At 71.6% G+C, this 20,507-nt stretch carries 13 protein-coding genes and 1 pseudogene; 5 read left to right on the forward strand and 9 right to left on the reverse strand.

All coding sequences use genetic code 11. The annotated features are described in order from the left end of the window. Positions 1-188: 188 nt before the first annotated feature. Complete coding sequence (locus tag LG634_RS32090) at positions 189-4,040, forward strand: nSTAND1 domain-containing NTPase (protein WP_226739106.1); 3,852 nt, start codon at positions 189-191, stop codon at positions 4,038-4,040. A gap of 225 nt (positions 4,041-4,265) precedes the next feature. Here the strand turns inward: LG634_RS32090 and LG634_RS32095 are convergent, their stop codons facing one another. Continuing rightward, positions 4,266-4,673: a RidA family protein gene (locus LG634_RS32095; protein WP_226739107.1), complete on the reverse strand. Its 408-nt coding sequence runs from the start codon at positions 4,671-4,673 to the stop codon at positions 4,266-4,268. A 99-nt stretch (positions 4,674-4,772) separates the two neighbouring features. Here LG634_RS32095 and LG634_RS32100 point away from each other — a divergent pair, with 99 nt between their 5' ends. Beyond that, the gene (locus tag LG634_RS32100; RefSeq protein WP_226739109.1) at positions 4,773-5,162 is read left to right on the forward strand and encodes a winged helix-turn-helix transcriptional regulator; all 390 of its coding nucleotides are present in this window, start codon (positions 4,773-4,775) and stop codon (positions 5,160-5,162) included. Between the two features lie 194 nt (positions 5,163-5,356). Here LG634_RS32100 and ppdK read toward each other — a convergent pair whose 3' ends face one another. From ppdK to adhE, 5 genes and pseudogenes are all read right to left on the reverse strand, one after another. Continuing rightward, positions 5,357-8,059, reverse strand: a complete 2,703-nt coding sequence (ppdK, locus tag LG634_RS32105; RefSeq protein WP_226739111.1) for a pyruvate, phosphate dikinase — start codon at positions 8,057-8,059, stop codon at positions 5,357-5,359. 74 nt (positions 8,060-8,133) lie between these two features. Then, the gene (locus LG634_RS32110; protein ID WP_226739113.1) at positions 8,134-9,006 is read right to left on the reverse strand and encodes a universal stress protein; all 873 of its coding nucleotides are present in this window, start codon (positions 9,004-9,006) and stop codon (positions 8,134-8,136) included. A 227-nt stretch (positions 9,007-9,233) separates the two neighbouring features. Next, entirely contained in the window at positions 9,234-9,947 is a 714-nt protein-coding gene (locus LG634_RS32115) for a response regulator (protein ID WP_226739115.1), read from the reverse strand. Positions 9,948-10,096: 149 nt separating this feature from the next. After that, positions 10,097-11,797, reverse strand: coding sequence for a GAF domain-containing sensor histidine kinase (locus LG634_RS32120; protein ID WP_443729026.1), 1,701 nt, complete (start codon positions 11,795-11,797; stop codon positions 10,097-10,099). Positions 11,798-11,890: 93 nt separating this feature from the next. Then, positions 11,891-14,492: pseudogene (gene adhE / locus LG634_RS32125) on the reverse strand (bifunctional acetaldehyde-CoA/alcohol dehydrogenase). A 271-nt stretch (positions 14,493-14,763) separates the two neighbouring features. Between adhE and LG634_RS32130 the strand changes: the two are divergent. The 3 genes from LG634_RS32130 (at position 14,764) to LG634_RS32140 (ending at position 17,452) form a co-directional block, all read left to right on the forward strand. Next, complete coding sequence (locus LG634_RS32130) at positions 14,764-15,450, forward strand: CBS domain-containing protein (protein ID WP_226739117.1); 687 nt, start codon at positions 14,764-14,766, stop codon at positions 15,448-15,450. 192 nt (positions 15,451-15,642) lie between these two features. After that, a complete protein-coding gene (locus LG634_RS32135; RefSeq protein ID WP_226739120.1) occupies positions 15,643-16,437 on the forward strand; it encodes an HPF/RaiA family ribosome-associated protein in 795 nt (264 codons plus the stop codon). A 97-nt stretch (positions 16,438-16,534) separates the two neighbouring features. Continuing rightward, the gene (locus LG634_RS32140) at positions 16,535-17,452 is read left to right on the forward strand and encodes a universal stress protein (protein WP_226739122.1); all 918 of its coding nucleotides are present in this window, start codon (positions 16,535-16,537) and stop codon (positions 17,450-17,452) included. A gap of 111 nt (positions 17,453-17,563) precedes the next feature. On the opposite strand, the gene LG634_RS32145 is transcribed toward LG634_RS32140, so the two are convergent. The 3 genes from LG634_RS32145 to arcC all read right to left on the reverse strand — a co-directional run bounded on the left by LG634_RS32145 (position 17,564) and on the right by arcC (position 20,479). After that, the gene (locus LG634_RS32145; protein WP_226739124.1) at positions 17,564-17,758 is read right to left on the reverse strand and encodes a hypothetical protein; all 195 of its coding nucleotides are present in this window, start codon (positions 17,756-17,758) and stop codon (positions 17,564-17,566) included. 233 nt (positions 17,759-17,991) lie between these two features. Next, a complete protein-coding gene (locus LG634_RS32150) occupies positions 17,992-19,530 on the reverse strand; it encodes a YfcC family protein (protein ID WP_226739126.1) in 1,539 nt (512 codons plus the stop codon). A 1-nt stretch (position 19,531) separates the two neighbouring features. Further along, the gene (gene arcC / locus LG634_RS32155) at positions 19,532-20,479 is read right to left on the reverse strand and encodes a carbamate kinase (RefSeq protein ID WP_226739127.1); all 948 of its coding nucleotides are present in this window, start codon (positions 20,477-20,479) and stop codon (positions 19,532-19,534) included. Positions 20,480-20,507: the final 28 nt, after the last annotated feature.

Raw genomic sequence — 20,507 nt, forward strand, 5'->3', positions numbered from 1 at the left:
ACAGGGGCGGCGCAACAATATCGGGCCGGTCGAAGCTCGGATCATTCCACTGGTCAGCGGGATCAAGCCGCTGTCGAGGAGTGCGAGCGGGAGCGACCGGGCAATGCGCGCCTTGCGCGACCGTGCTCGCGCACGTTGAGTGGGACCACATCGACAGCCGGGGGGCCGGCCGGGACAGGGGTGGGCAGATGGGACGTCGCGAGAAGGAGATCGATCCGGCAGCCGGGCCGGCCGCGGAGTTCGCCGCGGCGTTACGGGCGCTGCGTGCCGGGGCGGGCAGTCCGACCTACGCGGCGATGGCGCGGCGGGCAGGGACGTACTCGGTGGCGACGCTGTCCCGTGCGGCGGCGGGCGGGCAGCTGCCGAGCCTGCCGGTGGTACTGGCGTATGTCGGGGTGTGTGGAGGCGATGCCGTCGAGTGGGAGGAGCGTTGGCGTCGGGTCTCGGGCGAGCTGACTGCGAGGGCGGCGGAGGACGACCGTGAGGCCGCTCCCTACCGCGGGCTGGCAAGGTTCGAACCCGGGAACCGGGACGTGTTCTTCGGGCGGGAGGAACTCGTCGGCAGCCTGGCCGCGCTCACACGGTCGCACCGTGTCGTCACGGTCTTCGGTCCGTCGGGCAGCGGCAAGTCCTCTCTGCTGCGGGCCGGTCTCGTACCCCTGCTGCAGGAACTCGATCCGGCCCCGGCTGCCGTCCGGCTGCTCACGCCGGGGGCGCAGCCGCCGACGCTCCGCCAGGGGGCGCTCCTTCCGGCCGACGGACCGGGAGACACGTGGCTCATCGTCGACCAGTTCGAGGAACTGTTCACGCTGTGCACGGACGTGCGCCGACGCGAGGCCTTCGTCGACCTGCTGCTGGCGGCCGACGCGCCCGACAGTCGCATCCGCGTGATCCTCGCGGTCCGAGCCGACTTCTACCCGCAGGTCCTGGGGCACGCAGGACTCGCGGCGGCGGTGGCCAGAGCGAGTCTGCCCATCGGGCCGATGAGTCGGAGCGAGCTGCGTGCCGCGATCACCGGGCCGGCAGCCGCCAGGTCGGTCGTGGTCGAGCGGGCCCTGACGTCCCGCATCATCGACGAGGTCCACAACCACCGTGCGGGCCTGCCCCTTCTCTCGCACGTCCTCCTGGAGACATGGAGGCGGCGGCGGGCCAAGCTCATGACCCTGGCCAGCTACGAAGAGGCGGGCGGTATCCAAGGGGCCGTGTCACGCAGTGCCGAGGCCTTCTACATGGACCTGACCCGTCCGCAGGCCGAAGCGGTCCGTCGCATCCTGTTGCGTCTGATCAGTCCCGGCCGAAACGGCCTGCCGGACACGCGCCGGCCGGCACACCCCGATGAACTTGTCCAAGAGGGTCCCGTACTCGACGCCCTGGTGCGCGCCCGGCTCGTCACAGTGGACGAGAACGCCGTCGAGCTGGCCCATGAGGCACTGATCTCGGCGTGGCCGCGCCTGGAAGGGTGGATCGAGGAGAGCCGCGACGAGCTGCGGCGCCACCGGCGGCTCACCGACGCCGCCCGGAGCTGGGAGGAACTCGGGCGGCACTCCAGCGCCCTGGCCACGCAAGCGCTGCTCGCCGCGTTCGGTGACCTCGTCTCGCCGGCGCGTGAGGGAGAACTGAACGCGGCAGAGGCGGCGTTCGTCAGGGCGAGCCTTCGGGCCCGGCGTGCGAGAGGGCACCGGCGCACCGCTCTGCGCGCGGTGCTGACCCTGTTGACGGCGGTGGCCGTGCTGGCGGGAACCGTGGCGTGGCAGCAGGACCGGGCGCAGGAGGAACGGCAGGTCCTCGACGCCGCCGTACGCGCGGCCGCATTGGCAGAAGGACTCCGGTTCAGCGACGCGGAAACGGCTGGGCACCTCAGCGCCGCCGCATGGCGGATGGCCCGGACGCCCGAGACCCGTGCCGGGCTGTTGGCGGCCGTGAGCGAGCGCGCCCTGCCCGACTTCACGGCGCCGGCCGGTGGCCCCGCCCTGCGGAACCGGCGCGCGGCACTCGCAGCGGACGGCGCCACGGTGACCGTGCAGGCCGCCGACCGCGTCGAGCGATGGGACCTGCGCACCAGGAAGCGTCTGTTGTCCCACAGGATCCCCGGTGCTCCCCGTCCACAGCCGGTGCCCGACGAGGGCGCGGACTACGACTGGCTGGACCCGTACTTGCTTCACCTCAGCCCCCGCGGGACGCGCGTGGCCCGGGTGGCAGCTGCGGATCCGGCCCGTCCGGGAGCCGGCCGTGACACGAGGAAGACTCCCGGGCCGGTCGAGGTCAGGTCCGTGGCCACGGGTACGACGAGTGTCTTGAGGCCGGAAGCGAAAGCCGCGGAGCGGCCCGCTGTCCGGGGGCTGTCGTGGAGCGGTGACGAGCGGTTCCTCGGGATCGACCTCGGGACCCGAGCCGAGGTGTGGGACGTGGTGGGCAGGCGGCGCGTCCTCGCCGTCGCAGGTTCCCCCTTCGGGAGCGCCATCGCTCTCAGCGCAGACGGCAGCAAGGCCGCGGTCTGCGGGTCGGACGGTTTCGCGCACGTGTGGGACACGGCGGGCGGCAGGGAGGCGTATCGGGCCGCGTTGCCGAGTGATCTGGACCAGGGAAGCCGGATCTGCAGCCGGCGCGGTCTTGAGCTGAGCGCCGATGGCCGGAACCTGGCGGTCCGGACCGATGCCGGCATCCGGTTCACTTCTCTGGACGAGGAGGCCGTACTCGAACGTCGCAAGCGTTCGGTCCTGCCGGTCGCGGCACCCTACAGCGGCACCGTCCGCCAGCCGGGAGTCACGGCCTTCGCCACGAGTGCCGACTTCCGCTTCCTGGCCACGCTGACGTCCGGATCCATCACCCTGTGGCGGACCGTCGGCCCAGGAGACCCCCTGCTCGTGCAGACCATCCCGGTGTGGGGAGACTCGCCACGCCAGCTCCGCATCGACACGCAGCAGGGCGTCGTCCGCTACCTCGGCCTCGACGGCCTCACCGTGCGCTCCGTGTCGGCGGCCGCATCGCTCAAGGCATCGTGGCGGGATCCCTGGGCGGAAACGACGTACCTCAGCCCGAACGGACAGCACGCGGTCACCCACGTACGTGAGGCAGGCGGCCGGCAGCGGATGGAGCTGCGGGACGTGCGCGGCGAGCGAGTCCTGGCCCGCCTCCCGGCCCCGCCCGCTGATGCGGTGCAGAGCAACTTGCTGGCCTCGTTCAGCGCGGACGGCACCCTCTTCGCCTACGGACCGTCGGTGGAGCCCGGCCGCCAGGGAAGGTTCACCGTCTGGGACACGAGAAAGCAGCACACGGCCGCGACCGTCGCATTCGCTGCCGGCGGCGAGCAGGGCCTGCTCGCGGTCCTGCCCGTGGCCGGCCCCGGCCCCGCCCTTCTGCCGCCACGGCTGTACGGAATCAGCTCCGACTCCGTGTGGGACCTCCAACGCCGAGCCCGCGTCCACACGTTCGCGGTGCCGGAGTTCAAGTTCGCCGAAGGACCTTGGAACCCTTCAGCGGTGGAGCACCCTCAGGGGCCGCAGCTGACCCTCGGTGACGGCACGGTCATCGGCCTCGACGGGGCACGGCTCCGCCCAGCGCACGGCACTGCCGCCGGGCAGACCGCGCAGACCTGGGACGGATCCGTGACCGCGTTCGCAGACCGGCGCGGCCGGATCAGCCTGTGGAACGCACGCACCGAGACCAGGATCGGAAGCCTGCTGGCCGGATCCACGAGCGAGCCGGACGGAAACCCCGTGCGGATCGCGGTCATGGCGTTCTCCCGCGACCGCCGCATGCTGGCCACAGGAGACGACCTGGGCCGGATCCGTCTGTGGGACGTCGCCACCCTGCGGGCACTCGGCGGGCCCATGCGGACCCCCGGCGACCCCGTCCACTCCCTCGCCTTCGCGCCCGACGGCCGGACCCTGTACACCAAAGGAACACACACCCCGGTCCAACGACTGCCACTCACGCCGGAGGTTTGGCTGTCGGAACTCTGCAAGCGGCTGGGCAAACCGCTCGACCAGGACAGGTGGCGCACCCTCATGCCGGACACCACCTACCGTCCGAGCTGCTGAGCAGTCGTCGCCCTCCCGGTCTCTGCCCGGCAGCGCCCACCAGGCTGCCCGCTCCCACACCGATACCCGCAGCCGGGGCCCGCCCCCGGAATTGCCCGGGGGGAGTCACGAAGTCACCTTCGATGACGCAGTGCGCAACCTTCGCAGCGCGCAGAAGCGCCGGATCGGAGAAGCCGACTGCACCTGCGCCGCCTGCAGGATCCGGCCTCGTCTGGTTTGACCCGGTCAGGCGACGACGGCTGTGGCCTCGACTTCGGCGAGGTGTTCGGGGATGTCGAGTGCCGCCACGCCGATCAGGGTGGCCGGCGGCCGGGGGACGGCGCCCAGCGCCGCCGACGCCCGGGCGATGCCGTCCATGAGCAGGGGCATCTTGTCGGGCGTCCAGTCGACGACGTAGACGGTCAGCTTGACCACGTCGTCGAACGAGGCGCCCGCGCCTGCGAGGGCGGTGGCCACGTTGAGGTAGCACCGCTCGACCTGCGCCGCCAGGTCGCCGATGCCGACGGTGATGCCGTCGGCATCCCAGGCGACTTGTCCGGCGACGTAGACCGTGGTCGATCCCGTGGCCACCGAGACCTGCCGGTAGGCGTCGATCGCGGGCAATCCGTCGGGGTCGATCAGTGTGACCGGCATGGTTCTGCTCCTCGTGCTCTCTTGTGGTTACCCAGTCACCGTAGGAGAGTGGGCAACGACGTGGAAGAACGCACTTTTCGGAAACTGGGGAACCACAAGGTGAGCAAGCAGGTCAACGGCCCGCGAGCGGCTCAGGACGACGCCGACGTGACACGGGCGGACTCCCTGGGACGCGAGATCTTCTCGGACATCGCCAACAAATGGGCGCTGCTGATCATCGAAACGGTGGGAGAGCGGACCCTGCGCTTCACCGAACTGCGCGGCGAGGTCGACGGGATCAGCCACAAGATGCTCACGCAGAACCTGCGAATGCTGGAACGCAACGGCCTCGTGACGCGGACGGTGCACCCCACGGTTCCCCCGCGCGTCGAGTACGCCCTCACCGAACCCGGCCACGCTCTGCGGGCGACCGTGGACTCGATGTGCGACTGGACCCACCGCCACCTCTCAGCCATCGAAGCAGCACGCCACCGCTACGACCGCGCCTGACACAGCCGTCTCAGCCGGCACGGCAACGAGCCGGCTGCGAAGGGCGCTCGGCCGGTACGCGTCCGTGAGGTTCTGCCGGGCCCCACCACTGCCCCCCACCCGTTCCGGGTGACCGGTGAAGGCCGCCGGTCTCTCAGGAGCCTCGGGCCGGTAGGTACCGGGTCCTTGGCCGGACCGGGCCGGGGCGGGGCGGGCTACACGCTCGCGTCGGTGCCGTTCGCTTCCAGGGCTGCCCGGCCCGCCTCCAGCCGGGCGATCGGGACGCGGAAGGGCGAGCAGGAGACGTAGTCCAGTCCGGCCCGGTGGAAGAAGTGGACCGATGCGGGATCCCCTCCGTGCTCCCCGCACACGCCGATCTTCAGGTCCGGGCGGGCGGCCCGGCCTTCCTCGACTGCGATCCGTACCAGCCGGCCGACGCCGTCACGGTCGATCGTCTCGAACGGGGAGACGGGGAAGATCCCCTTGTCCAGGTACGCGGAGAAGAACGCGGCTTCGGCGTCGTCGCGGGAGGAGCCCCACGTGGTCTGTGTCAGGTCGTTCGTACCGAAGGAGAAGAACGCCGCCTCCTTCGCGATCCGGCCGGCGGTGAGAGCCGCCCTGGGCAGTTCGATCATGGTTCCCACCGGGCAGGTGGCGTCGATGCCCGCTTCCTGCGAAACCTGTGCCAGGACCCGGTCGACTTCCTCGCGTACGAGGTGGAACTCCTCGACCGCATCCACCAAGGGGACCATGATCTCCGCCCGGGGATCGCCGCCGGCCCGCCTGCGCGCCACGACGGCCTCGGCAAGGGCCCGTACCTGCATGGCCACCAGCCCCGGCACAACCAGCCCCAGGCGCACGCCGCGCAGGCCGAGCATCGGGTTCTGCTCGTGCATGCGCGTGACGGCCGCCAGGAGTTCGGTGTCGTGCGGATCGACCGGTGTGCCGAGCGCTTCGCCGCGTGCGAGACGGACGGCGAGCTCCGTGCGGTCCGGCAGGAACTCGTGCAGCGGCGGGTCGAGCAGCCGGACGGTGACCGGCAGGCCGTCCATCGCTTCGAGGATGCCGGTGAAGTCCTGCCTCTGGAGCGGCAGCAGGGCCGCGAGCGCCGCCTCGCGTTCGCTGTCGCCGTGCGCGAGGATCATCGCCTCGACGAGAGGACGCCGGTCGCCGAGGAACATGTGCTCCGTACGGCACAGGCCGATGCCCTGGGCGCCGAAGCGGCGTGCGCGGGCCGCGTCCTCGGGAGTGTCGGCGTTCGCCCGGACCTCCAGACGCCGCACGGCGTCCGCCTGCCGAACGAGCCGGTGGACGTCGCGCACCGGCTGCGCGGCCGTGTCGTCCGCCGGCAGCACGCCGCCCGCCTCGAAGTACCGCATGACGTCGGAGTCGACCAGGGGTACGGCGCCGAGGCGCACCACGCCCTCGGACCCGTCGACGGAGACGACCGTGCCTTCGCGGACTGTCACGCCGCCGGCGCCGAAGTGCCGCTCCCGGGTGTCCACGACGATGTCCTCGGCGCCGCAGACGCACACCTTGCCCATGCCGCGTGCGACGACCGCGGCGTGGCTGGTCTTGCCGCCACGGCTGGTGAGCACCGCCTGGGCGGCGACCATGCCCGGCAGGTCGTCGGGCGTCGTCTCCTGCCGTACGAGCACGACCTTCTCCCCGGTTGCCGTCCTGCGGACCGCTTCCGCGGAGTCGAACACCACGGCACCCACGGCCGCTCCCGGTGAGGCCGGCACGCCCCGCGCGATGACCTGGCTCGGGTCCGTGGTGGCGAAGCGGGGGAACATCAGCCGTGCGAGCGCGTCGCCGCCGACCCGGCCCAGTGCCTCCCGCTCGCTGATGACTCCTTCGTCGGCGAGCTGGGCGGCGATGGCGAAGGCGGCCTGGGCGGTGCGCTTGCCGACGCGGGTCTGGAGCATCCACAGGGTGCCGCGTTCGATGGTGAACTCGATGTCGCACAAGTCGCGGTAGTGGGACTCCAGTTGCTCCATGTGGCCGCGCAGCCGCTGGTACGACGCGGGGTCGAGACCGGCCAACTCCTCGAGGGGCATGGTGTTGCGGAGACCGGCGACGACGTCCTCGCCCTGGGCTTCGGGCAGGTAGTCGCCGTAGATGCCCGGCCGGCCGGTTGCCGGGTCCCGGGTGAAGGCGACACCGCTGCCGGAGTCCGGGCCGAGATTGCCGAAGACCATGGTCTGGATGGTGACCGCGGTTCCGAGGTCGTCCGGGATGTGCTCGCGTCGACGGTAGAGGCGTGCGCGCTCGCCGTTCCACGAGGCGAAGACGGCAAGGACCGAACGCCGCAGTTGCTCGGACGGATCCTGCGGGAATTCCTCCCCGGTTCGCTCCTTGATCAGGTCCTTGAACGTTTCGACGATCCGGATGAGGTCACAGGTGTCCAACTGCGTGTCGTCGCCGCGGTCGTGCTGCTCCCTGACTGCGGCGAGTGCAGCCTCGAAGAGGGAGCTGTCCACGCCCATGACCGTACTGCCGAACATCTGCACGAGACGCCGGTAGGAGTCCCAGGCGAAGCGTTCGCGCTCGGGATTCTTGGCCAGGCCCAGGACCGAGAGATCGTTCAGTCCGATGTCGAGGACGGTCTCCATCATCCCCGGCATCGAGAACTTCGCCCCCGAGCGGACGGAGAGGAGCAGGGGGTCGTCCGCCTGTCCGAGTCGCTTCCCGGCCACTCGTTCCAGCGCCGCGAGATGCTCGGCGATCTGCCGGTCGAGTCCGGCCGGGGGCCGCCCCGTGGTGAGGAAGGTCCGGCAGGCTTCGGTGGTGATGGTGAAGCCGGGCGGCACGGGAAGACCCATGCGCGCCATCTCCGCGAGGTTCGCTCCCTTGCCTCCCAGGAGACCGGCCATGTCCCGGCTGCCCTCGGAGAAGTCGTACACATAGGTGGTCATGGCTGCTCGCCAGTCCTTTCGGTGGGTGCCCGGTCCCGGGAGGCTCGGCGGCCGGGAGCGGTCGGTACGGTCGGTCAGTCGTGCGGCACGACCGCCACGGGAGCCGGGCAGTGGTGGACGACGGCATGGGTGACGGCCCCGATGTGCGTACCGAGGCGCGCACGCCGGTTCCTGCGGCCCACCACGACCAGCCGGGCTCTCCGCGCGGCTTCGACGAGGTCCTGGGCCGGCCGGCCCTGGCGGCACTCGCGGACAACGGCCACGCCCGGGTATGTGTCCGTCCAGGGGGACAGCGCTGCGTCGAGCGCCCGCCGCGCGTCCTGTGCGACCTCCGCCGAGATCAGCTGCTGTACGGCGCCCAGCTCGGCGCCGTAGAGCGCCGGAGCAGCCCAGGTGTGCAGGACCCGCAGGACACAGCCGTACCGGTCGGCCGCCGCGAAGCCGAAGGCGAGCACCTCGTCGCCGGGTGCGGACACGTCCAGTCCGACCACGACCTCTCCGGCCGGTGCGTCTTCCGCGGCCGCCGGGGGGTCGTGCGGGCGGACCAGGACGACGGGGCGGCGGGTGCGGGCGAGGACGGCCAGCGAGACGGACCCGGCGAAGAAGCCGGCCAGTCCGCCCAGGCCGCGGGAGCCGAGCACCAGCAGCTCCGCCTCGTCCGCGGCTGCGCACAGCTCCTCCACCGGGTCCCCGCCGGTCCACTGCGTCTCGGTCGCCAGACCCGGGTGGCGCCGGATCAGTCGCCTCTCCGCCGTGTCGAGCGCCCGCTCACCCCACCCCCGGGCGGTCGCGGGATCCCACCGGCGCGTGCGCGGGTCGTCGTCCTCGCTCCGGATCCGGAGCAGCCTCAGCGGCACCGCACGGCACACCGCCTCCCGGGCAGCCCAGTCCCTGGCGGCGAGGCTTTCAGGCGACCCGTCGAAGCCGACGGTGACGGTGCGGGACATGAACGGCTCCTCCGGAGAACGGCGACATGGCTCCCCCTCCACAGTCGCCCGCCACGGCACTGCCGCAGAGGGGCCACAGGTCCCTCCCGCGGGACCTGTGGGCCCGCAGTACCGCAGCCCGGCCGGTCTCCCCTGCCGACATGCTGAAACGGTCCTGCCCGGCGCACCGAGGACGCCGGGCAGGACCGTTCAGCCGGTTCGAGGGAACGTCCGTTCCCCGACGCCTGTCACACCCGGCTGAGCCGCCCGCTCTGATCGCTCTTCGGCGCCAGAGCCTGGCTGGCGATGACGGCGGCCTGCACCCGCCGTTCGACGCCGAGTTTGGCCAGCAGCCGGGAGATGTTGTTCTTGACCGTCTTCTCCGCCAGGTAGAGCCGCTGACCGATCTCACGGTTGGTCAGTCCTTCTCCGACCAGGGCGAGGATCTCCCGCTCGCGCTCCGTCAGGCCGGGCAGCAGACCCTGCGCAGGCTCCTCCTGAGGAGGCCCCCCGCGCAGCCGGGCCATCACCCGGGCCGTGGCACCGGGGTCCAGCATGGACTGGCCGGAAGCGACCGTCCGCACCGCGGTCACCAGGTCGGTGCCGCTGATCTGCTTGAGCACGTAACCGGACGCGCCGGCCATGATCGCGTCGAGCAGCGCCTCCTCGTCGTCGAACGACGTCAGCATCAGACAGGCGAGGTCGGGCATGCGGGAGCGCAGCTCCCGGCAGACGCTCACGCCGTCCCCGTCCGGCAGACGCACGTCCAGGACGGCGACCTGCGGGCGCAGCGCGGGCACGCGGACGAGCGCCTGCTCGGCCGTCCCCGCCTCCCCCACCACGGTCAGGTCGGGCTCGGCGTCCAGCAGATCGTGCACACCTCTCCGTACGACCTCGTGATCGTCGAGGAGGAAGACCCTGACCGGTTCCCTGCCGGTGGGGCTGCCGCTGCTGTCCGTCATCGCACACTCCGTGTTCGCCGGTTCGTCCGCCCGTCGGCGGATCCACTGCATCCTGCCGTGCGGTGGGGACCTTCGGCCAGGGCCGGATGGCCCTCCTGCGGCGCTCGCACCCCCCACGGCCGCCCGGGGACCCGGGCCGGCCGCAGACGTCAGGGGGCGTCGACGCCCGCGGCGAGCGGGGCCCGCCACACGAGCCGGCTGCCGCCCTCGTCCGGGCGCGCGATCTGCAACGTGCCGCTCAGGCTCCGGGCCCGCTCCTCGAGGTTCCGCAGACCACTGCGCCTGCCATCCGCGGGGATGCCCCGGCCGTTGTCCGTCACGGTGAGGATGACCTCGTCGACGGTGGCCTGCAAGGAGACCTCGACACGTGTCGCGTGGGCGTGGCGGGCGGCGTTGCTCAGCATTTCCGTGAGGGCGGCTACGACGTGTCCGGCGGTCTGCGCCGGAACGTCGGTGTCGAGGAGCCCTTCCATGCTGAGACGCGGCGGGAAGCCGAGCGTGGTCGCCGTCTCGCCCACGGCTCGGGCCACGTGCGCCCGCAGGCTCGGCCGGCTGTCCTCATCACGCGCGCGGAGGCCGAAAATCGTGGAGCGGATGATCTTGATCGTTTCGTCGAGGTCCCCCACGGCCCTCGAAATGCGTTCGGCGGCACCCTCGTTCTGCACGAGCCGGGTGGCGCTCTGGAGGGTCATCCCGGTCGCGAACAGCCGCTGGATGGCCAGGTCGTGCAGGTCACGGGCGATCCTGTCGCGGTCCTCCAGGAGCGCGAGCTGCTCGGCTCCGCTCCGTCGCTCTGCCAGCTCCAGGGCGAGCGCCGCCTGACCGGCGAAGGCCAGCAGCGGCTCCAGTTCGCCCTCCGTGAAGACGGGCTCTCCCAGGTGCCGGGCCAGCAGCAGCACGCCCCGGGTGTCCTGGGCGGCGGTACCCAGGGGGACGGCGACCGCCGGGCCCAGACCGTCGAAGCGGCGGGGGCCTGCGGAGTACCGGTCGTCCTCGGCGAGGCCCGCCGTGGTCACGGGCGCGGCGGCTCGATGGGCGGCGCCGGAGAGGGTGCCCTCCACCGGGACCACCAGACCACGGCGTGCTTCCCCGTCCGCGCCGACGGCCAGTTCGACGACGAGGTCGTCCGTCCCGGCGACGGGGACGGACACATCGGCGAGGGCTGCATCCGTGATCTCCCGGGCGCGGCGGGCGATGAGTTCCAGCACCTCCCGGTGCGGACTGCCGGAGAGCAGGCTGTTGGTGATCTCCGCGTTCGCCTGCAGCCAGCGCTGCTGGCGCTGGGAACCTTCGTAGAGCCGGGCGTTGTCGATCGCCACACCGGCCGCGACGGACAGGGTGGAGATCACCGATTCGTCCTCGGCGTCGAAGTCCTGACCGCCGCGCTTGTCGGTCAGGTAGAGGTTGCCGAACACCTGGTCCCGTACCCGGATCGGCACGCCCAGGAACGTCCGCATGGGCGGATGGTGGGACGGGAATCCGTACGACGCCTCGTCCGCGCCCAGGTCGGTGAGCCGGAGCGGCTCGGGATCCCGGATGAGCTTTCCCAGGATCCCGTGTCCGGCGGGCAGGGGCCCGATCCGGGCAATCTCCTCGTCCGTCAGCCCGTACGTGAGGAACTGAGACAGGGTCCTGCCGTCGGGACCGATGACCCCGAGGGCTCCGTACTGGGCTTCGACCAGCAGCGCAGCGGCTTCCACGATGCGCCGCAGCACCTGGGCGAGATCCAGTTCGCGCCCCACCGAGACGACCGCCTCCAGCAGGCTGTGCACCCGGTCCCGGGTGCCGCGGGCCGCGTTGATGCGTGCCTGCAGCTCCTCCAGCAGCTCGTCGAGCCGCATCTGGGGCATCCGCGGCAGCGGCTCCTCCACCCCCACTGGGCCTCCCGACCTCGATCACCCGCCGACGCGAACAGGGTATCGGCCCGCGCGGTGACCCTACGGTCAGGTGGAGGGAACTGGCCGGGGCCCGGCGTAGTACGCCGTGCGCATGATGTCCTCCATGTCGTCCAGCATCGGCATGCGCGGGTTGGCCGGGGCGCACTGGTCCTCGTACGCGTTCAGCGCCTGCTGTGGCAGCGCACCGATGAAGGCGGTCTCGTCGAGGCCCAGGGCACGGAAGGACGGTTCGATGCCCACGGCGTCCCGCAGGCGTTCCACCGCGGCGGCGTACGAGGCCACGCCCTCGGCGGGCGTGGCTGCCGGAAGCCCGAGGGCGCGTGCGATGTCCTGGAAGCGCTCGGGTGCCCGGTAGCTCTCGTACTTGGGCCAGCCCGTCGGCTTGGACGGGACGGTGCCGTTGTAGCGGATCACGTGCGGCAGGAGGATCGCGTTGGTCCGGCCGTGGGCGATGTGGAAGGTGGCGCCCAGGGTGTGGGACATGGCGTGGACGATGCCGAGGAAGGCGTTGCCGAAGGCCATGCCGGCGATGGTGCCTGCGTTGTGCATCTTCTCCCGTGCCCGGGTGCGTCGTGCGTCCTCGCCGGTGACGGCGGCCTCCAGGTTCTCGAAGACCAGCTTGACGGCGTGGAGCGCCAGGCCGTCGGTGAAGTCGTTGGCGTAGACGGAGACGTACGCCTCGGTGGCGTGCGTGAGGGCGTCGAAGCCGCTGTCGGCGGCGAGCGTCGCGGGCAGCTCGGCGGTCAGGACGGGATCGACGATCGCAACGCTGGGGGTCAGGGCGTAGTCGGCCAGCGGGTACTTCTTGCCGGTCGCCGGGTCGGAGATCACCGCGAAGGGCGTGACCTCGGCGCCGGTGCCCGACGTGGTGGGAACGCAGACCAGACGGGCGCGCTTGCCGAGCACGGGGAAGCGGAAGGCACGCTTGCGGATGTCGGAGAACTTCTGCCGCATGTCGGCGAAGTCGACGTCCGGCTGTTCGTACAGCAGCCACATCACCTTGGCCGCGTCCATGGGGGATCCGCCGGACGGAGTCGATGCTCGGCTCCGGTTCGACGTCGTCGATGACCTGGAGGGTCACGGGCTGCTCCCGCTGTTGCAGGACGCGGCTGACGCGCTCCACGTAGCCGAGGCTGGTCATGGTGGCGTCGGTGACCAGGGTGACGCGGTGGACCTCGGGCATCGCGGCGAGGTAGCGGATGGCCTGGGGCTCGAAGTAGATCTTCGGCGGCACCTTGAACCACTGCATGTTGTTCTGCCGGGTGGTGACGCGCTTGATGTTGAGCAGCTGGGCGGCCGAGACGTTGTCCGAGACCGAGGTGCTGCCCCAGGAACCGCAGCCCAGGGTCAGGGACGGAACCAGCCGGTTGTAGATGCCGCCGATCGCCCCTTGCGAGGAAGGCGAGTTGACGATGATGCGTACGGTCCTCATACGTCGGCCGTAGCGCTCGGCGAGGACCGGGTCACCGGTGTGGATCACCGCGCTGTGCCCCTGCCCGTGGAAGTCGACCATGTCGGCGGCGAGATCGAAGCCCTCCTCGGTCGACGCGGCCCGGAGCACGGTGAGGACCGGGCAGAGCTTCTCCCGCGTCAGCGGTTCGCCGGGCCCGACGCCGCTCGCCTCGGCCAGGATGAGCGACGTGTCCGCGGGGACGGTGAACCCGGCCTGTTCGGCGATCCGGTCGGGGCTCTGCCCGACGGCGGCCGGGTTGAGGCGGCCCTGCCTGCCGGCCGGGTCCGGCGGGAACAGGTAGGTCTCCAGCTTCCGCTTCTCTTCGTCCGTGGCGATGTGGGCGTGCAGGCGCCGGAACTCGGCGAGCGCCTCCTCGTACACGTCGGTGTCCAGGATGACCGCCTGCTCGGACGCGCAGATCATGCCGTTGTCGAAGGACTTGGACAGGACGAGGTCGTTGACCGCCCGGCGCAGGTCGGCGCTGCGGTGCACGTAGGCGGGCACGTTGCCGGCGCCGACGCCGACGGCGGGCTTGCCGGCCGAGTACGCGGCCTTGACCATGGCGTTGCCGCCGGTCGCCAGGATCAGTGCGACGCCCGGGTGGCGCATGAGGAGGCTCGTGGCCTCGATGGAGGGGGACTCGATCCACTGCACGCAGTGCTCGGGGGCTCCGGCGGCCACGGCGGCGTCCCGTACGATGCGCGCGGCCGCCGTGCTGCACACCTGTGCGGAAGGGTGGAAGGCGAACACGACGGGGTTGCGTGTCTTCAGCGCCAGCAGCGCCTTGAAGAGGGTGGTGGACGTCGGGTTGGTGACGGGGGTGACCGCGCAGAGCACGCCGACGGGTTCGGCGATCTCGATGATGCCCTCGATGTCGTCGCGGCGGACGACACCGGCCGTCCTCGCCCGGGACATGCTGTGGGTGACGTGCTCGCAGGCGAACATGTTCTTGGCCGCTTTGTCCTCGAAGACACCCCGCCCGGTCTCCTCCACCGCCAGGCGCGCCAGGGCGGTGTGCTGGTCGAGGGCGGCCACCGACGCCTTGGCGACGATGTGGTCGACCATGTCCTGCGTGAAGGACTCGAAGTCGGCGAGCGCCTTGGAGGCATTGTCCACCAGGAGATCGACGGCGATGCGCGTGTCCGACGGGGCGGTGTCGGGGGTGGGGCTGGGGGTGCTGGTCTGCCGGGTCATGGAAGCTCCCTGGGTGTGGATGGCGCTGCGGGCATACGGCGCGGACCACCGGGGCGGCCATGCCGGTGGCCACCCGTTCCGTGCCGCCGCCCACAGCCTTGCCCGGGACGCACCCCTCGGCGGAGGTCCCGAAGGTCCCTGGAGCGGGCCCGATGGTCTCCGGCCGCTCCGTCGCGGGCCGAACGGCCCGGCGCCGGGGTCCTGAACGGTTCTGTCCCCCGCCCGTGCCGCGCCCCACGCTGGAAGCGACGGCAAGTACGGAGGAGCGGAGATGAGCACTGTGGTCGGACAGCGGACGGTGGGCGAGGTCATGACCGGCGAGGTGGTCCTGGCACGCCCGGACACCTCCTTCGAAGAACTGGCCCGGCTGCTCGTCGGCCACCGGATCAGCGGGCTGCCCGTGGTGGACGACGACGGCAAGGTGATGGGGGTGGTCTCCCGGACCGACCTCACCGGCCACCGGGCAGGTCACGGCCAGGACGGACCGGCTCGGCGCGCGACGGTGCCGACGCTGCGGCAGCCGGCCGGCACCCGTTCCCTCGCGGGCGCCTCCCCGAAGGCCGGCGAGCTGATGACCAGCCCGGCCGTCACCGTGCATCCCGAACAGCGCGTCGTGGACGCCGCACGCATCATGGAGCGCCGCCACATCGACCGGTTGCCGGTGGTCGACGAGGAGGACCGCCTCGTCGGCATTGCCACCCGGCGTGATCTGCTCCGCGTCTTCCTGAGGTCGGACCGTGAGATCCTCGCGGACGTCACCTGCGCCGTCTCCGGCCCGTCACCAGCCGCCGACCGCATCGAGGGGCTCCGCATCGACGTCCGCGACGGCATGGTCACCATGACGGGATCGCCCGAACCGGCCCACGATGTCGCGGCGTTGATCAGGGCCGCCTGGCGTGTGGACGGCGTGGTCGGTGTGGTGAACCGGCTGACGGCCCGCAGCGGGAGCGATCGCTGACAACGGGGACGGCCGGGATGCCGCCGGCCCGCCGGTCCGCGGTCTGCAGGCCGAACGGCCTTGCCCGGCCGTCCGGAAGTCCCGGATCTGTGGATGGTGCCGGTACCAGTGGCACTGCGGGCGGGGCCCGGACGGCTCTGCCCCGGAGCGTCCGTCGGCGTACACGCTGGGAACGATCGAGGAGGAGTTCACATGAGCGGTCTCAAGACCAGCCGGAACGTCGACGTCCAGGTCCGCAACCGGGGGCCGGTGCCCGAGGGCGCGGACGCCTACGCCGAGAAGAAGATGCTCGCGGTGGTCGACCACGTACGCGAACCGGTACTGGCCGTGCGGGTGAAGCTCACCCAAGCCGTCAGCACGTCGGTGAGCCGTCCGGTCACGGCCCAGGCCGTGGTCGACGTCAACGGCCGGCCCGTACGCGCCCACGTGGCCGCGAGCAGCATGTTCCAAGCGATCGACCTCCTGCAGGAGCGTCTGGCCGCCCGGCTCGCCCGGCCACGGCGGTTCGGGGCGGGCGGCTTCCACGGCAGCCTGCGCACACGGGCCGAGCTGGATGGCGCGGGGCACGACGACCGTCCGCACCGTCGTCGCCTTCCCGCCGAGGAGCGCCGCATCGTGCGGCACAAGTCCTTCGGCCTGGAACACCAGACGCCCGAGGACGCCGTGATCGACCTGGAGGCGATGGACCACGACTTCTGGCTCTTCACGGACCTGGCCTCCGGGCGCGACAGCGTCGTCTACCGGGATGTCCGCACCGGTCGGCACCGCATGGCTTCGCTGGCACCCCTGGGCCAGGAACGGGAGGTCGACGGTCTGCTCGGTGTGAGCACGGTCCCCGTGCCGACGACCAGTGTGGCCGAGGCCGTTTCGCGGCTTCGCCTCACCGGGCTGCCCTTCGTCTTCTTCGAGGACGCGGCCACCGGCCGGGGCGCCGTCCTCTACCACCGCTACGACGGCCACTACGGGCTGATCACTCCGTCCCGTTAGCACGTCCCGGGCGACACCGGCCGACCGCTGCGCCGCCCTCGGCCCGGTCGGCCGGCGCGCTCACCCCCTCATCAGCGACTCCTCACCCGGAGGACACATGTCACGTACCGTCATCGCCGCCGTGGACGGCTCGGCCGAATCTCAGGCCGCTGCGGAGTGGGCGGCCCGGGAGGCGCGGATGCGCCGGCTTCCACTGCACCTCCTGCACGTCTGGCAGGACTGGTCACCGGCTTCTGCCCATGGCCCGTTCACCGGTCTGGACACCGCTCCCGGTGCCGGGGCGAGCGTCCTTCGGCAGTGCGCCGAGCAGATCCCCCGCAACGCTGCCGACCGCCTGCGAGCGAGGCACCCCGGTCTGGAGATCACCACCGAAGTGGTGAACGGCCGCCCTGCGGACGTGCTGCTCGCCGCTGCCGGTAAGGCGGAGGTCCTGGTCCTGGGGTCACGAGGACTGGGCGGCCTGGCCGGCTTCCTGGCCGGATCGGTGTCCCTCGCCGTCATCGCGCGCGCCGAACGCCCGGTCGTCGTCGTACGGGCCGAGGACGAACAGCGGCCCACGAGCGGCGGCGGGGACCACGCGGGGCGGTACCGCGACGTGGTGCTCGGCCTCGACCTCTCCGCTCCGTGCGACGAACTGCTCGCGTACGCCTTCGAAACTGCCGAAGCGCGGGCGGCGACGCTGCGGGTCGTGCACGGCTGGAGCGTGCCGAAGGTCGACGGGTACGACCCCGCGGCGGCCGATCCCGGCCACGGTGTCGCGCTGGGACTCCGCGAAGCGGGCACGCTCACCGACGTACTGCGCCCGTGGCGGGGCAAGTTCCCCCGTGTCGACGTCAAGGAGCAGTGCATGGTGGGCCGGCCCGCAGGCCATCTGGTGGAAGCGTCGCAGGACGCGTCGCTGCTGGTCGTCGGACGGCGCATACGTCGGGCGGCGGTCGGAGTGCACATCGGCCCGGTCACGCACGCGGTGCTGCACCACGCCCGGACACCCGTGGCGGTCGTCCCCCACCTCTGACCCTCGGGGGCACCGCATCCCCCGGCACAACGAGGAGCCCTCGTCGCGCAGCTGCGCGACGAGGGCTCCTCGTTGTGCCGTGACCGCCGAGGGCGGCCGGTGCATCCCGCGTCACGGCGTCTTCCCCTCGTGGGAGTCGTGGTCGGACATGTGGGTGGCGACGAGCAGGGCGAGCATCCCGACCACCATCATGATCAGCCCCACCGACATCCGGTCGGCACCGTCCCACTGCCAGTCCACCGCGAAGACGAGTATCGCGCCCAGGCCGATGGATGTGACGGCTCCGATGGCCAGCAGTCCGGGCATGAGGCCCACCTCCTTGAACGGCTGCGGGCACCCTGCCCCGCCGGATCCCACTGTCGTGGACCGGAGGAGGGGGGCGCAGGGGCCGGTCGGCCCCGTCTTGGGGAGCCGTGAGGCCCGCGTCGTACACCGGGCACGGCAGTGGCCGGCCGGTCGGTGTCCCGACCGGCCGGCCACCCACCCGCCTGCCTTCCTGCCTCCTGCCTCCTGCCTCCTGCCTTCCTGCCCGTGACGATTCAGCCCACGGTCGCACCGAGTACGAGGAATCCGGCGACGGCCACCAGCAGTACACCCATCAGCGGTGCCATGAAGCGCAGATACCGGTCGTAGCGGATCCCGGCCACGGCGAGGCCGCCCATGACGACGGCCGAGGTGGGCGTGACGAGGTTCACCCATCCGGAAGCCGACTGGTAAGCGGTCACCACGAGGGCGCGGCTCACCCCGGCGAAGTCGGCCAGAGGGGCGAGGATGGGCATGGCGAGGGCCGCATGGCCGGACGAGGAGGGGACGAAGAAGGCCAGCGGGAGGTTCACCGCGAACATCAAGACGGCGAACACGCCGGAGGACGTGCCGGCCACCGCGCCTTGCAGGGCGTCGAGGATGGTGTCGGTGACACTGGCGTTGTTCATGATCACAGTGACTCCCCGGGCCAGCATGACGATCATCGCCGCTCCGATGAAGTCCCCCGCACCGGCGGTGACGGCGTTCACCGTCCCCTTCTCCCCCAGTCCGCCGGCCACTCCCACCACGACCGCCGCGACGAAGAACAGGGCGGCGAGTTCGGGGAAGTACCAGCCGAGCGTGGGCAGGAAGGTGACGTGCAGGTCGGACCAGGGAACCACGGCAAAGATCATGAAGAGGAAGGTGGCCGCGAAGAGGCACAGGACGGTCACCCGGCGCCGGGTGAGCCGCGCAGCCTCGCCGCCCTCGGCTTCGGCCCTGATGCGGAGGTCGTCCTCGGTGAGGGGCGTCAGCGACCGGGAGGGGTCCGCAGCGACCCGGCGGGCGTAGCGCACGACGTACGCGGCTGCCAGCGCGGTCAGACAGGCCCACATCACCAGGCGCAGGACGATCCCCTCACCCGTGCCGACACCGGCGCTGTCCGAGGCCACCCCGGTGGCAAAGGGATTGACGGTCGAGGCGAGGGTTCCAACCCCGGCTCCCACCATGACGACCGTCGCGGCGACCATGCGGTCGTAGCCCAGGCTCAGCATCAGCGGGATCATCAGCCCGTAGAAGCCGAGGGTCTCCTCGGCCATGCCGTAGGTGGTCCCGCCCAGGGAGAACACCGTCAGCAGGACCACGAGGAGCACGGTCCTGCGGTGGCGCAGGCGCTGTGCGAGGCGCGCCACTCCCGCCGTGAGTGCTCCCGTGCGCATCGTGACCGTGATGAACGCGCCCACGGCCAGGATGAAGAGGAACACTCCGGCTGCGCCCGCGAAGGAGCCGGTCCCGCCGGGCGCGGTGAGGCCGGTCCCCTCGTGGGTGACGCCGTACAGCCCGTTGACCGGGGCAAGGAACAGGTCTGTGAGCCGCTCCCGGAAGCCGCCGGCCGGTGCCACCGGGTGGTAGGTGCCCGGGACGGGGCTGCCGTCCCGGGTGTCGTAACGGCCGGCGGATATGACGAACGTCAGGGCCCAGACCGCCACAGTGACGGCGATCAGGACGGTGAAGGCGGACGGGAACCGGAGCCGCCGCCGCGGGCCGTCGGGCGCGCCGGAGTCCGTTCTCGCGCGGGCCGGCCGGGGGGATGTGGGTGCGCTCTGGAGAGTCATGTCAGGGCCTGTGCTCCGTCGTGGCGGGTATCGCGGTGGGGCCGCCGGGTGTGACGACGGTGCCGGCGGCCCCGTCGAGGATGGCCTGGGCGTCTTCGAGGGCGCCGATGGCAGCCATGCCGCCGGTGAGCTCGACGAACCGGCACACGGCGTCGACCTTGGGTCCCATGGATCCGGCGGGGAACTGCTGGGCTCTCAAGGCCGAAGGCGTGGTCTGCCCTATGCGCTCGGCGCCGGGCGTGCCGTAGTGGAGCGAGACGTGGGGAACGTCCGTGAGCAGCAGGAGCGCGTCGGCGTCGAGCGCCTCGGCCAGGAGAGCGGCGGTGAGGTCCTTGTCCACCACGGCTTCGACGCCGGTCAGCTCCCCTCGTCCGTCGCGGATCACCGGTACGCCGCCGCCTCCGGCGCACACGGCTATCGCTCCCGAGGCCAGCAGCAGCCGGATGAGCCGGGTCTCCACGACCCGTTGCGGACGGGGGGACGGTACGACACGTCGCCAGTGGCCGCCGTCCTGCTTGACCGTCCAGCCGCGTTCGGCGGCCAGGCACTCGGCTTCGGTCCGGTCGTAGACGGGGCCCACGAATTTGGCCGGGTCGGTGAAGGCGGGGTCGGCCGCGGAGACGAGGGTCTGGTTGAGGAGGGCGCAGACCTGCCGTCCGGGCAGGGCGTTCTGCAGGGACTGGAGCAGCCAGTAGCCGATCATGCCCTGGGTCTCCGCACCGAGGACGTCGAAGGGGTAGGGGCTGGTCAGGGAGCGGTCGGCGGCGCTCTGGAGGGCGAGTACGCCGACCTGCGGACCGTTGCCGTGGGTGATGACGAGTTCGTGCTCGCTGGCGAGGGGGGCGAGTACGGAGACTGCGGCGCGGATGTTGGCGAGCTGCACGGCGGCGTCCGGCCGCTCCTCGCGGCGGAGGAGGGCGTTGCCACCGAGTGCGACGACTACACGCATGACGTGTTCTCCAGGTGTCGGGGGGAGG

This window comes from Streptomyces bambusae, assembly GCF_020532645.1.
Lineage (GTDB): Bacteria > Actinomycetota > Actinomycetes > Streptomycetales > Streptomycetaceae > Streptomyces > Streptomyces bambusae.

Bases quoted from the DNA above. Each gene is read 5' to 3' on its own strand.
- LG634_RS32090 (WP_226739106.1), top strand. From the start codon at position 189: ATGGGACGTCGCGAGAAGGAGATCGATCCGGCAGCCGGGCCGGCCGCG.
- LG634_RS32095 (WP_226739107.1), bottom strand. From the start codon at position 4,673: ATGCCGGTCACACTGATCGACCCCGACGGATTGCCCGCGATCGACGCC.
- ppdK (WP_226739111.1), bottom strand. From the start codon at position 8,059: ATGACCACCTATGTGTACGACTTCTCCGAGGGCAGCCGGGACATGGCC.
- LG634_RS32110 (WP_226739113.1), bottom strand. From the start codon at position 9,006: ATGTCCCGCACCGTCACCGTCGGCTTCGACGGGTCGCCTGAAAGCCTC.
- LG634_RS32115 (WP_226739115.1), bottom strand. From the start codon at position 9,947: ATGACGGACAGCAGCGGCAGCCCCACCGGCAGGGAACCGGTCAGGGTC.
- LG634_RS32120 (WP_443729026.1), bottom strand. From the start codon at position 11,797: ATGCCCCAGATGCGGCTCGACGAGCTGCTGGAGGAGCTGCAGGCACGC.
- LG634_RS32130 (WP_226739117.1), top strand. From the start codon at position 14,764: ATGAGCACTGTGGTCGGACAGCGGACGGTGGGCGAGGTCATGACCGGC.
- LG634_RS32135 (WP_226739120.1), top strand. From the start codon at position 15,643: ATGAGCGGTCTCAAGACCAGCCGGAACGTCGACGTCCAGGTCCGCAAC.
- LG634_RS32140 (WP_226739122.1), top strand. From the start codon at position 16,535: ATGTCACGTACCGTCATCGCCGCCGTGGACGGCTCGGCCGAATCTCAG.
- LG634_RS32145 (WP_226739124.1), bottom strand. From the start codon at position 17,758: ATGCCCGGACTGCTGGCCATCGGAGCCGTCACATCCATCGGCCTGGGC.
- LG634_RS32150 (WP_226739126.1), bottom strand. From the start codon at position 19,530: ATGACTCTCCAGAGCGCACCCACATCCCCCCGGCCGGCCCGCGCGAGA.
- arcC (WP_226739127.1), bottom strand. From the start codon at position 20,479: ATGCGTGTAGTCGTCGCACTCGGTGGCAACGCCCTCCTCCGCCGCGAG.